The organism is Paenibacillus sp. FSL L8-0470 (assembly GCF_038008625.1).
Taxonomy (GTDB): Bacteria; Bacillota; Bacilli; order Paenibacillales; family Paenibacillaceae; genus Paenibacillus_AQ.
In genome coordinates, this window is record NZ_JBBOZM010000001.1 from 3,593,444 (window position 1) to 3,604,995 (window position 11,552).

The following is an 11,552-nucleotide window of genomic DNA, read 5'->3' on the forward strand; positions in this document are numbered from 1 at the left end:
CGATGAATCTGATTGAACCCTTACTGCGTTATGCAGAGCAGCAGCCCGACCATATCGCCTTAACCGATGGTGATGAGAGCCGTACTTATTGGTCATTAGTACGGCGTATGACTACAATTGCACAGGGTATACGGCAAAATGGCCTTCACCATGATAAGATTGCCATTTTATCTGCGAACCGCATTGAATTTGTAGAGGTGTTTTTAGGAGCTATTTATGCCGGGTGTGTTCCTATCCCTTTGGATCCTAAATGGAGCATAAATCAAGTGAACGCTGTTCTACAGCAATGTCAGCCGAAAATGATTTTTGCAGAGACCCATTCGGCAAAGATTCTAGACATACAGGACACGGCAATTCAACTTCTAACTTTTTCTGATCAGGATACAGGTTCAAGTTCTTATGACAGCTGGTTGCTCACTCTCAAGCCGGAAGCTGAAATGGATGAATCGAATGAATTATTGTTTATCGGCTTTACTTCAGGCACAACAGGTACACCTAAGGGGTATATGCGCACCCACTTGTCGTGGATACAGAGCTTCGAGGCGACCAAAGAGGCTTTCCGGCTAAACCGCATAGAGCATATGTTAGCTCCTGGCCCCTTTGTTCATTCCTTGTCTTTATTTGCGGTAATGCAGAGTCTATACAGCGGTGCAACCTTTCATATCATAAAAGAGTTCGATGCCGGCAAGGTTCTACAGTTGTGTAAACTGAATCCCGATGTTATTTTGTTCGTCGTGCCGACGATGATTGAAGCACTGCTCCAACAGAAGGATAAATTTGGTCAGACACAAATCCAGGCTTTGATCAGCTCAGGCGGGAAATGGTCAGAGATGTCTAAGAATAGGTGCAGGGAGATATTCGGCGCAGCGAAGCTATATGAATTTTATGGCTCATCTGAAGCTAGTTATATCAGCTACCTGGATGTTCATGCCGACAATAAGCCGGATTCAGTAGGCAAACCCTTTTCCGGTGTACAGATATCCATTCGTGATGAACATCTGCAGGAGGTAACCCCAGGGAGCATCGGGCAGCTTTATATTCGGAGTGAGATGATGTTCACAGGGTATTATCATTTGCCGGAAGAGACTTCAGCGGTTTTTCGTGACGGATGGCTAATCATCGGAGATTTTATGTATATGGATCAGGATGGATATTTGTATTTGGCTGGCCGCTCAAAAAACATGATGGTTTCCGGTGGTCTTAATGTTTTCCCGGAAGAAGTAGAGTCTGTGCTGCAGCAGATGCCGGAAATTCAAGAAGTGATGGTACTGGGAGTACAGGATGCCTATTGGGGTGAACAGGTGACAGCAATAGTGAAGTGGAGCGGACAAACGCGTTTATCTGTAGAACAAATCAAGAATTACTGCTGCCGGCAAATTGCGAACTACAAGGCCCCAAAACAGCTTATCACGGTAGAGCAGTTCATTTATACAAGTAGCGGAAAAATTGCCCGGCAGGCAATGAAAGACTACGCGAAAAGATGGTTGTTATGATAGAGGCTGTAATTGTGATCGCTAAACGGACGCCCATTGGCAGGATCGGCGGAGTGTTAAGTGCTCTTGAGCCGGAAGCATTATTAGCACCGCTTATTCAGCATATTGTCGCAGAAACGAATGTGCCGAAGGAATTAATTGATGATGTCATCATTGGCAATGTAGTAGGTCCAGGCGGCAACATCGCACGGCTTTCTGCTCTGGAAGCAGGACTGCCAGTGACGGTCCCGGGTGTCACAGTTGACCGGCAGTGTGGTTCTGGTCTGGAGGCAGTCAATCTTGCGGCAAGGCTGATTCAAAGTGGTGCTGGTGAGATTTATTTTGCCGGTGGAGTTGAGAGTACGAGCCGTGCCCCATGGAAAATGGCCAAACCGCAAACGCTAACGGGCGCACCACAGCTATATACACGGGCCCGTTTCACTCCAAGCGCCTACGGCGACCCGGATATGGGCATTGCAGCCGAGAATGTCGCCCGTAAATACGCGATTTCCCGTGAAGAACAGGACCGTTATGCTTTGAAAAGCCATCAAAAAGCCATTCATTCGCAGCAAACCGGCCGATTTCTGAAAGAGATCGTTCCTGTACAAGCGAATGGCGGATGGGTTACCCTAGATGAATGCCCCAGAGCCAATACTAGCCTGGAAAAGCTGCAGCAGCTGCCGCCAATCTTTCTGGAACAGGGTACGGTAACGGCTGGCAATGCATGTCCTCTGAATGATGGAGCGGCTCTGGTTCTGATGATGTCCCGTGAGAAATGCCGGGAGCTTCAGCTAAAGCCTATTTTGCGTATCGTCGATGCCCAAGCGGCAGGTGTTGATCCCAATTTTTTAGGCATGGGGCCTGTTCCAGCTGTTCAGAAGGTGCTTTACCGCCAGCACCTGAGTGTTGCCGATTTGGATATTGTAGAGTTTAACGAAGCTTTTGCCTCACAAGTATTAGCCTCACTACAGGAGCTTCAGATTCCGCAGGAAAAGGTGAATCGTGGAGGCGGAGCACTTGCCATTGGCCATCCTTACGGTGCTTCAGGCGGTATCTTAATCACACGGTTATGCTCCGAGATGTTATATAAACCTTATAAACGGGGGCTGGCAACACTAGGCATTGGTGGCGGGATAGGTCTGGCCACGCTGGTGGAGGCGGTCCAATGAACAAAGTCCGGCATCAGGTTCATATCACTGCGGAGTGGATTTCTGACTTTGCACAAAGTATCGGTGCTCCCTTGCAAATGATAAAAGGTGATCTGATCGCACCTGCCACAATGCCGATTATTTTCTGGCAGTTCTTCGATATTCCCTGGTTGAAGACGGATGCCCCCTTAATTCACGGCACACAGCAATTCACTTACCAGGAACCAATTACCGCAGGGATGATCCTGGATTGTGAATTATTCTTAACGAGGATGGATAAGAAAAAAGTTAGGCAGGAATGGATGACCTTTTATTACCACACGCTTGTTTATACATGTGGCGGTAATCTCATAGGGACGGCAGATACCCTATTAATCCGGGCAGGTGATTAAGATTAAGAAACGTGTAACTGCCGGGTCTGTCCGGCAATACGCGGCTGTCTCTAATGATACGGCTGCCATTCATCTGAATGCCGAAGCTGCTGTTAAGGCTGGCTATAAGCAGCCTATAGCACATGGTATGTATATCATGGGGCTGGCACAATCGTTATATTTAACCGATCATCCAGCACAGTGGATTACAACGTATAGCATGAAATTTCAAAAGCCGCTTGTAGTAGATACGGATGTGGTGTTTCACTTTGAGCCTCGCGACGGTCATATCGAAGTGAAGGTCACATTAGAATCTGGTGATGTGATTGCTTCAGGTACCTTTTCAGTGAAAGAGATGAAGTGATGGATAAAGTAGCCGTAATTACAGGAGCCACCAGAGGGATTGGGCACAGCATCGCCTTACAGCTTGGCGAATCCGGTTATAAAGTAATAGTTAACGGGACAAAGCAGGCGCTAATCGACGAGGTTGTGCAGGAGATTCACCGGACAGGCGGCGAGGCGCGGGGCATTTGTGCCAATGTCGCAGATCCGCTTGAGGTCACTGCGATGGTGGATGCTGTCATCGCTGAGTATGGCCGTATAGATGTATTGATACATAACGCCGGTAATTTGCATGACCAGCAATGTCTGCATATGACGGATGAAGAATGGAATTCGGTGCTGGATGTGCATCTGAATGGAGCTTTTTATAGCATTCGCCGGGCACTGCCTCATATGCAAAATCATGGCGGAGACATTCTTCTGATGACCTCCACTGCCGGTTTAACAGGTTCGATCAAGCAGGTGAATTACAGTGCAGCCAAAGCTGGAATGCTAGGTATGATGTGGACGCTCGCAGCCGAACTAAAGCGCAACGGTATTAGAGTAAATGCGATTGCGCCTGCTGCCTTAACAGATATGACCCGGCCTGTCATCCAGCATATGAAGGAAAAGTACGCCAGCCGCAATGAGCCGTTCCCGGAGTTCTGGCGGGTGGGGGAAACAGACGATATTGCCCGCTTCGCAGCCGCATTGCTGGCACAGCCGGATATTGAGTTAACAGGTGAAATCTTTGGTGTAAATGGTTCGAAGATAACGAAGTGGCAAAAGCCGGAGCCTGCCTTTACCGAAACCGGCATAGAGGCATTTTTGACAACATGGCGGCAGCAGAAGGGTAGTCATTAAATGCTGACATTCGATCACGTTCATTTTTATTATAAAAAAGGGCAGCCCGTCTTAGAGGATTTAAGCTTTACGATTGAGACGGGGGAGTTCGTGGCAATTGTCGGGGCGAATGGCTGCGGTAAGTCTACAATTGCCAAGCTAATGGATGGATTGCTGCTTCCACAACAAGGGGATGTAACCTTTCAGAATCTAAACACCTCCAGACCCGCGGACCTTAGGATGATCCATGAGCAAATAGGGTTTGTGTTCCAGAATCCGGAGGACCAATTCATTACTACAACGGTTATGGATGAAGTGATATTTGGATTGGAAAATATTCGTGTGCCAAGGAAAGAAATACGCAGCCGGTTAGATCAAGCCCTACAGGCTGTGCAAATGGAGGATTATTTGGAGTCGATGCCCCATCAGCTCTCAGGCGGTCAAAAGCAACGGGTAGCTATTGCCGCCATCCTGGCTATGCAGCCCCGGATTATTATTTTTGACGAAGCTACCTCTATGCTTGATCCGCAGGGGAGGGAGCAAGTGCTTTCGATCATGCAGGAGCTGCACCGCCAAGGCATGACCATTATCCACATCACCCATCACATGGAGGAAGTGCTGGCTGCGGGGCGTGTTTTACTTATGGATAAGGGGCGGCTTGTATTTGATGGAGATCCGGTTTGCTTTTTTGAAACGGTGCCCGTTGAAGACTACCAATTAGAACTTCCTTTTGCGGTCCGAGTATATCGAATGCTGCATCCAGACATGCCGCTAATGGTAGATTGGAAGGAGATGATCCGCTCACAATGGTCTACCAGCTAAACAATCTAAGCGTAAGTTATGCCGGTCGGGTAGCTCTGCAAAATGTCAGCTGCACGATTCAAGGCGGCAAGTGGATCTCTGTCATTGGCCATACAGGCGCCGGCAAGTCTACCTTTGTTAAAGTGCTGAAGGGGCTGATTCCGGACATTGCCGGAGAGTATTGGATTAATGATCATCCCATTCCCAAGGACCGTAAAGGACAACTAAAAGTCCTGCCTGATATAGGCTACGTATTTCAATATCCCGAGCATCAATTATTTGAATCGACGGTGTACAAGGAGCTTGCCTTTGCTCCTAAGCAACGTGGGGATACGCCTCAGCAGATAAAGAAGTCGATAGAAGTCATTCTTTCGCAAGTAGGTCTGACAGAAGATATCCTGCCATTGGTTCCGTTTCAGCTAAGCGGGGGGCAAAAGCGCCGTGTGGCTATCGCTTCCGTATTGATGATGGATCCGAAGCTGCTTATTCTGGATGAACCTACAGCAGGTCTCGATCCAGTAAGCCATGCCGCATTACTTCAGCTGCTGAGTAAATGGCAGCAGCAGGGTAATCGCACCGTTCTCTTCGTATCTCATCAAATGAACGATGTTGCCGAATACTCGGATGAAGTCATGGTATTTCACGAGGGGCAACTCATGGGGCATTATGAGACCGGCACTTTATTTCTGGAACAAGCAGAATTGCTGGAGCAACTCGGTTTATCCCTGCCGGAGCCTGTGCAACTGTTAAAGATAGTTGAGGAAATGTCCGGTGAGATAATTGAAGTGGCGAGCTGCAGAGAGCAGGATATTTTCGCAAAAGTGCTGCCCATCTGGCAGGCAAGGAGACTCTAAATGTCTAATACCCTGTTAATGGGACAATATTTGGAGACCCATTCCATATTTCACCGTCTGGACCCGCGGACAAAGCTTGTAAGCATGATTATCATCATGCTGAGCTTCCTAATGCTGGACACGTTCGTCAGCTACGTTGTCGCAACCCTTTTCTTGGCCGGCATTTTATGGTTATCCAAAATCCCGTTACTGGTCTTTTGGAGAGGCTTGAAGCCGGTCTTGATTATTTTGATGTTTACTTTTCTCTATAATGCCTTATCCACGAAGGGGAATATCATTTGGTCCTGGTCTGTTATAGAGATGACAGAAGAGGGTCTGCTGAACGGGTTACGTTTCGTTTGGCGTATTGTCTTAATCATCTTGCTGGCTTCTATTTTAACGTTAACTACAAAACCGCTGACTTTAACTCATGGGCTGGAGAAATTACTGGCCCCTTTATCCAAACTCAATGTGCCGGTGGAGCAGTTTTCCCTAATGATTGTGATTGCGATCCGGTTTATCCCGACGATTATGCAAGAGCTTGATCGGATTCTCCTGGCCCAGAAGGCCAGAGATTATGATATTTCAGCCTTAAAGCTGCCAAAACGTATATTTGCCTATATTCCGATTCTCGTGCCTTTGCTTCTAACGGTGATTCAACGTGCCGAACAATTGACTCACGCCATTGATGCGCGTGCTTATGGGAATGGGAAAGGGAGAACTTCCTATAAGCAATTGACATTTCAGCGTGTCGATTATCAAGCAGGGGGAGCAGTAATTCTAATGACCGTGATCCTGCTGCTGTTGAAAATATGGGGATTTTAAGTGGATAGAAGGAGAGATAACGATGAAATGGGCTACACGGGTAACTGAATTATTACAAATAAAGTATCCTATTATTCAAGGGGGACTTGCCTATCTAGCCTATGCAGATCTTGCGGCTGCGGTTTCAAATGCAGGGGGATTAGGCCAAATTACCGCTATGAGTCTCCCGGATGCAGATGCCTTGCGCTCGGAAATTGAGCGTGCGCGCACCCTGACGAACCAGCCCTTTGGTGTCAATTTTGCTATTGGCAACCACAATATTAATTATAGGGATCGGGTCCAGACCGCTATTGATGAGCAGGTCCACGCTGTGACGATCACTGGTGGAGATCCTACGCCGATACTAGAGATGATGCAGCCCACGGCTATTAAAACACTGGTGCTCGTTTCCTCACGAAGACAAGCACAAAAAGCGGAACAGCTGGGCGCATCGGCGGTGATTGTTGTCGGGCAGGAAGGCGGCGGGCATTTAGGGCGTGATGATGTTGGAACGCTGGTACTTGTCCCGCAAGTGGTCGATGCTGTTCAAATTCCAGTTGTTGCCTCAGGCGGAATTGGGGATGGCCGGGGCTGGATGGCTGCCCATGCACTTGGTGCTGAAGGTATTGAGATGGGGACACGCTTTATCGCCACTCAGGAATGTGTGGACGCCTCTGCCTCTTACAAAAAAGCCTTGATTGAGAGTTCCGAGGCGGATACAACAGTGATCAAACGTTCCATCCATTCACCGGCCAGGGTATTGCGAAGTGCCTACACGGAGAAAATTCTCGAAATCGAGCGCGTAACCCCCACCTATGAAGCACTAAAAAAATATATTAGCGGTGAAGCCAACAAACGCTGGATTTATGAGGATTGTGAAGAAGAGGGGTTTGGTTGGGCAGGTCAAGTGACCGGCATGATCCATGATATCCCAACCGTCGCCGAATTGATCAATAGAATGGTTCAAGAGGCGGAGAAGGTTCGCGGAAAATGGGGAAGCTAGCGTCCACGGAAAGTCCGGCGCAAGTCCTCGGTCCATTTGTCCGGGATTTCCCAGGGGATAAAATGTCCACCTTCTGCATGGGCTGTGATATTGACATGGTTATACCAGGGTGCGCGATCGCTGTCCAGGAAGTTCTGTATGCGGTTTTCGGTTGTGATCCCTGGCGGATTTTCGTAGCCCACGAAGCTAATACCGGTTGGTGCCTCAATGACAGGCCAGCGATCATGAGCAGGCGTCCACGGATAGCGGTTGGCGTTGGCGTAGACGCGTATTGAGGTTTCGATGGCGTTGTTAACCCAGTAGATTGTTGCGTGTGTAAGGATGTCGTCCTTGGAAAAAACATTCTCAACGTTACCTTTATTATCACTCCATCTTGCCCAGCGTTCCAAGATCCATGCGAGCATGCCTGCGGGCGAATCGCTTAGTCCAAAGGCAAGAGTGGCGGGATCAAGGACATGTACGGCGAGATGCGAGGCGAAACGGCGATCCAGATTTAGAATCCCCTTTCGGATGTCTTCAGGGATATTGCCGGGTATAGGTCGGCCTCCTGCGAAATCCCAAGCGCGCTCCCCGTTGAAGAAGTTAAGTTTCAGCGCTGACCCAATGTGTATCGCATAGAGCTCATCTGGATATTTATGTCCCAGTTGACCTGTTACGAGAGCGCCTACATCGCATCCTCCTGCAGCGTATTTAGTATAGCCGAGGATATCTGTCATGAGTGTATGCCAGAGATCGGCAATTTTCCAAAAGTTCATATCCGGGTTGTCCGGCAGTGGCGCCGAAAATCCGAAACCGGGAAGTGAGGGGACGATTACGTCAAAGGCTTCGGCTGGATCGCCTCCGAAGGCGCCAGGATCCGAAAGCTGATCAATGACCTTGGACCAGTGCCAGAATGTCCAGGGCCAGCCATGAGACAAAATTAAGGGTGTAGGGTCTGGTCCTACGCCTGGTTTACGCATAAAGTGCACAGAAACTCCCTCAATGTCTACTTTATAATGTTCATAGAGGTTTATCGCTTTCTCGGCTTTGCGCCAGTCAAACTCGTGAATCCAGTAATCAACGAGTCCCTCAAGATAGTTCCTGTTTACCCCGTAAAACCAGTCATCATTACCGGCGTCTAAAGGCCATCTCGTAGACTTCAGACGGGTTTGAAGATCAGCAAGCAATTCATCCGAAACGTGGATCGGAGTGGGTTCAAGCGCAAATGGAGCTTTTGTCATTAGTGTTCCTCCCTATACGTATGAAATATATTTGCTAACTGCTGCATGACTATTTTAATTTCGAAGAAAGGAAATATCCCTCTATGGGACTATTCGTTCCCCAGTTCGGCCAGATGCTGCAATGCGGGGATTGCGGATGTAATGGCCTGTTGTTCCTCCAGGCTGAGTCCTTGGGTGAACGTTGAGAGCTGTGCCATGCGGTCCAAGCGACGTGAATCGATCACATTTGCGCCAAGTCCGGTTATGTGCACTTGAACGACCCGGCCATCATTCGGATCCGGGCGGCGCTCAACGAGCCCGTCCCGTTCAAGCCGGGTTACGAGCTGTGTGATTGCCGACTGCGTAACCTGCTCAGTGGCTGTCAGCTCAGTCAGCCGCATGGGGCTTTTGCGCGACAAGGTGTGCAGGACAGATAATGTTGTGAAGCTTAGTTTTTCAATGGACGGCAACCGAATCAGGATCCTAGTCAAATTTTCGAGCACCAGGGTTAAATCGGCGACATTAAGGTCATTAGGATGGTTTTTAGGTTTCATGCTGAAATTATATCACTAATTAATATAAGTTACTAATGTAAATATGTATGATTTATTTAGAATGAACTTAATAACTACACAAAAGGGCAAAAGTTTCAATCTATATAGCTTCCTAATATCCACTATTGAGGTGAAGATCCATGAAGCAACCAGAGATAAGAAAAGCCACCGTCAAAGATGGCATAGCCGTATCAAAGATTATTACTGAATCATTTAAAAGACGAACCGAATTACTTCTGGTATCAGAAACAGAATATCCCAATCATGCTGCGTTCGAAACGGAAAGGATGGCAATAACCAGAATTAACAATTCAACGGTTAAAATTTTATTTGTGAATGATGAACCAATAGGGACCATAGGCACCCGGCGGGATGGAGAGATTGGAATTGTTGATAGACTGGCTATCCTCCCATCCTACAGAGGTGAAAATTACGGAGGATTATTATTAGAGCATTCAGAAAATGAATTATTTAACAACGATTGTCAAGAAATACATATTTCCTTAGTTGCCAGCTATCAAAATTTAAGGAGGTTTTATGTTGAACACGGGTATACCTGCATAAGTTCAACAACTCTATCAGGCTTACCCTGTGAGGTGCTTTCATTATGTAAATATAATAGATGAGTTGTGCTGAGATGGACCACGATGCATCACCAGTAAGAGAGGAAGACCGATACAGAAGCCTTTATACAATTTCTCCAGGATCTTCTCTCTGCCTATTCGAATGAAAAAAACGCCTTATAATCTTACTGGACAGTCAAAAGTTCTACAGAGCTAAGAAACCATGAGCAAACAGGCGAAAAATAGACTTGCGTAAATAAGCGGCAACGCTGGCTTCGGAGACCACGGCATGGGAGGGCGTTCGCAGGTAGCGGAAAAACAGCCCTGAGGTGCGGCCTGAGAATTGCAAGGCCACCAGTTGGAGAGTCTCATTGCAATGCACTGGCACATCACAAATCCCTCAATGGCCTGGCTCGTTTTCTGGATGCGCTGCTGATCATTCTTGTAACCCATTTGGCGATTAGATTGTGGTCTATATAGTTGCGATATACCACAGCATATGATATTTTTGTATGAAAATAACAGGATTTTGTACACGCTCTAAAGTTCACCTTGTAATGTTAATATCTACAAGAGGTTGAGATTGTTTTTACTACTGATTAAATTAGGAATAGGCCAACAAACGACCACCCTGTAAATGAAGTAGGGCTGTCTCTTTAACATCATCAGGAAAGCGCTTACACATCTTATGAAAGGAGAAAAATGAATGCGGGAAAAAATCATAATCATTGATGATGATACTGAACCTCGCAAAATATTGGTTCAATCCTTACTAGAGCATGGATATGATGCTGTTGGATATCCTCACGGCGGACAAGCATTGGTAAGCATCATTCATTCTCACGATCCTGATTTAATTATTCTTGACCTGTCAATGCCAGGCGCGGGGGGCTTGAACTTATGCACGGAATTGCGCAAATTCAGCGATAAACCAGTACTTTTTACAAGTCATCATACTGAAGATTATCTTAGGATTGAAGCCTTGAACCGGGGGGCAGATGAGTTTATTGCCAAACCCTCCAGCTTTGAAGTATTGCTCGCCCGGGTCAGAGCACACCTCCGCAGGTATAAACGGGCTTTCCCTGTTAATCAACGTCATTTAATAGTTTTTCCAGGCCTGCAGATCGATCCTACTACCCACTCAGTAATTGTCTATGGCAAGGAAGTCTCTTTATCTTCTAAAGAATTCCGACTCCTTGTTGTTCTGGCAAAGAACCCGAATCGCGTATTTCACACCGAAACCTTATATGATCTAATTTGGAAAGACATTAAGCATGGGGACATACGAACCGTCATGGTTCATATTTATAACTTGCGGCAAAAAATCGAAAAAAAACCGAGTAAACCGCTATATATTCATACTGTCAGAGGTGCCGGCTATAAATTTAACGGATCGGTTTCACTTTTGATGGAATCCATGGATGCGTAGTATTAAAACACCGCTTATCGAATAATCAAAGACTTTGCTTAAAAACTTATTTCATTACTTTAACTAGACTTTAACATAAGTTGGTAAGATGGACTTGGATGCAAACGATTGCAGTCCGAAAAAAACCAGATTTTTAGCAGCAGATCGCTTGCTGGTTTACGGATCACGTACTCGTTTCATATCAAAGGGTACAGGAGGAGAAAAAAACTAA

The 11,552-nt window shown here is 46.9% G+C and carries 13 protein-coding genes; 11 read left to right on the forward strand and 2 right to left on the reverse strand.

Annotated elements, in window-relative coordinates; all coding sequences use genetic code 11:
• The first annotated feature begins 2 nt into the window (after positions 1-2).
• Genes NST99_RS16325 through NST99_RS16365 form a run of 9 tightly spaced genes read left to right on the forward strand, consistent with a single transcriptional unit; the run spans position 3 to position 7,596 of the window.
• A complete protein-coding gene (locus NST99_RS16325) occupies positions 3-1,493 on the forward strand; it encodes an AMP-binding protein (protein ID WP_341093091.1) in 1,491 nt (496 codons plus the stop codon).
• Entirely contained in the window at positions 1,490-2,641 is a 1,152-nt protein-coding gene (locus tag NST99_RS16330) for a thiolase family protein (protein WP_341093093.1), read from the forward strand. The genes NST99_RS16325 and NST99_RS16330 overlap by 4 nt, the downstream gene beginning before the upstream one ends.
• The gene (locus NST99_RS16335) at positions 2,638-3,012 is read left to right on the forward strand and encodes an FAS1-like dehydratase domain-containing protein (protein WP_341093095.1); all 375 of its coding nucleotides are present in this window, start codon (positions 2,638-2,640) and stop codon (positions 3,010-3,012) included. The genes NST99_RS16330 and NST99_RS16335 overlap by 4 nt, the downstream gene beginning before the upstream one ends.
• Positions 3,005-3,355 carry a MaoC family dehydratase gene (locus NST99_RS16340; protein WP_341093100.1) on the forward strand — a complete coding sequence of 117 codons (351 nt, stop codon included), beginning with the start codon at positions 3,005-3,007 and terminating at the stop codon, positions 3,353-3,355. The genes NST99_RS16335 and NST99_RS16340 overlap by 8 nt, the downstream gene beginning before the upstream one ends.
• Positions 3,355-4,176, forward strand: a complete 822-nt coding sequence (locus tag NST99_RS16345) for an SDR family NAD(P)-dependent oxidoreductase (RefSeq protein ID WP_341093101.1) — start codon at positions 3,355-3,357, stop codon at positions 4,174-4,176. The genes NST99_RS16340 and NST99_RS16345 overlap by 1 nt, the downstream gene beginning before the upstream one ends.
• Complete coding sequence (locus NST99_RS16350; protein ID WP_341093102.1) at positions 4,177-4,977, forward strand: energy-coupling factor transporter ATPase; 801 nt, start codon at positions 4,177-4,179, stop codon at positions 4,975-4,977. It abuts the gene before it with no gap.
• Positions 4,938-5,810 carry an ATP-binding cassette domain-containing protein gene (locus NST99_RS16355; protein ID WP_341093103.1) on the forward strand — a complete coding sequence of 291 codons (873 nt, stop codon included), beginning with the start codon at positions 4,938-4,940 and terminating at the stop codon, positions 5,808-5,810. Before NST99_RS16350 ends, NST99_RS16355 begins: the two co-directional genes overlap by 40 nt.
• Entirely contained in the window at positions 5,811-6,614 is an 804-nt protein-coding gene (locus tag NST99_RS16360; RefSeq protein ID WP_341093104.1) for an energy-coupling factor transporter transmembrane component T family protein, read from the forward strand.
• A 22-nt stretch (positions 6,615-6,636) separates the two neighbouring features.
• On the forward strand, positions 6,637-7,596 hold the full coding sequence (locus tag NST99_RS16365) for an NAD(P)H-dependent flavin oxidoreductase (RefSeq protein WP_341093105.1): 960 nt from the start codon (positions 6,637-6,639) through the stop codon (positions 7,594-7,596).
• On the opposite strand, the gene NST99_RS16370 is transcribed toward NST99_RS16365, so the two are convergent.
• Positions 7,593-8,816: an epoxide hydrolase family protein gene (locus tag NST99_RS16370; protein WP_341093106.1), complete on the reverse strand. Its 1,224-nt coding sequence runs from the start codon at positions 8,814-8,816 to the stop codon at positions 7,593-7,595. The genes NST99_RS16365 and NST99_RS16370 overlap by 4 nt on opposite strands.
• A gap of 89 nt (positions 8,817-8,905) precedes the next feature.
• Complete coding sequence (locus NST99_RS16375; protein ID WP_341093107.1) at positions 8,906-9,349, reverse strand: MarR family winged helix-turn-helix transcriptional regulator; 444 nt, start codon at positions 9,347-9,349, stop codon at positions 8,906-8,908.
• 140 nt (positions 9,350-9,489) lie between these two features.
• On the opposite strand from NST99_RS16375, the gene NST99_RS16380 reads away from it, so the two are divergent.
• Together NST99_RS16380 and NST99_RS16385 are read left to right on the forward strand one after the other, a co-directional pair.
• Complete coding sequence (locus tag NST99_RS16380) at positions 9,490-9,975, forward strand: GNAT family N-acetyltransferase (RefSeq protein ID WP_341093109.1); 486 nt, start codon at positions 9,490-9,492, stop codon at positions 9,973-9,975.
• Positions 9,976-10,618: 643 nt separating this feature from the next.
• Positions 10,619-11,341, forward strand: a complete 723-nt coding sequence (locus tag NST99_RS16385) for a response regulator transcription factor (protein ID WP_341093110.1) — start codon at positions 10,619-10,621, stop codon at positions 11,339-11,341.
• Positions 11,342-11,552 lie beyond the last annotated feature (211 nt).

Bases quoted from the DNA above. Each gene is read 5' to 3' on its own strand.
- NST99_RS16325 (WP_341093091.1), top strand. From the start codon at position 3: ATGAATCTGATTGAACCCTTACTGCGTTATGCAGAGCAGCAGCCCGAC.
- NST99_RS16330 (WP_341093093.1), top strand. From the start codon at position 1,490: ATGATAGAGGCTGTAATTGTGATCGCTAAACGGACGCCCATTGGCAGG.
- NST99_RS16335 (WP_341093095.1), top strand. From the start codon at position 2,638: ATGAACAAAGTCCGGCATCAGGTTCATATCACTGCGGAGTGGATTTCT.
- NST99_RS16345 (WP_341093101.1), top strand. From the start codon at position 3,355: ATGGATAAAGTAGCCGTAATTACAGGAGCCACCAGAGGGATTGGGCAC.
- NST99_RS16350 (WP_341093102.1), top strand. From the start codon at position 4,177: ATGCTGACATTCGATCACGTTCATTTTTATTATAAAAAAGGGCAGCCC.
- NST99_RS16360 (WP_341093104.1), top strand. From the start codon at position 5,811: ATGTCTAATACCCTGTTAATGGGACAATATTTGGAGACCCATTCCATA.
- NST99_RS16365 (WP_341093105.1), top strand. From the start codon at position 6,637: ATGAAATGGGCTACACGGGTAACTGAATTATTACAAATAAAGTATCCT.
- NST99_RS16370 (WP_341093106.1), bottom strand. From the start codon at position 8,816: ATGACAAAAGCTCCATTTGCGCTTGAACCCACTCCGATCCACGTTTCG.
- NST99_RS16375 (WP_341093107.1), bottom strand. From the start codon at position 9,349: ATGAAACCTAAAAACCATCCTAATGACCTTAATGTCGCCGATTTAACC.
- NST99_RS16380 (WP_341093109.1), top strand. From the start codon at position 9,490: ATGAAGCAACCAGAGATAAGAAAAGCCACCGTCAAAGATGGCATAGCC.
- NST99_RS16385 (WP_341093110.1), top strand. From the start codon at position 10,619: ATGCGGGAAAAAATCATAATCATTGATGATGATACTGAACCTCGCAAA.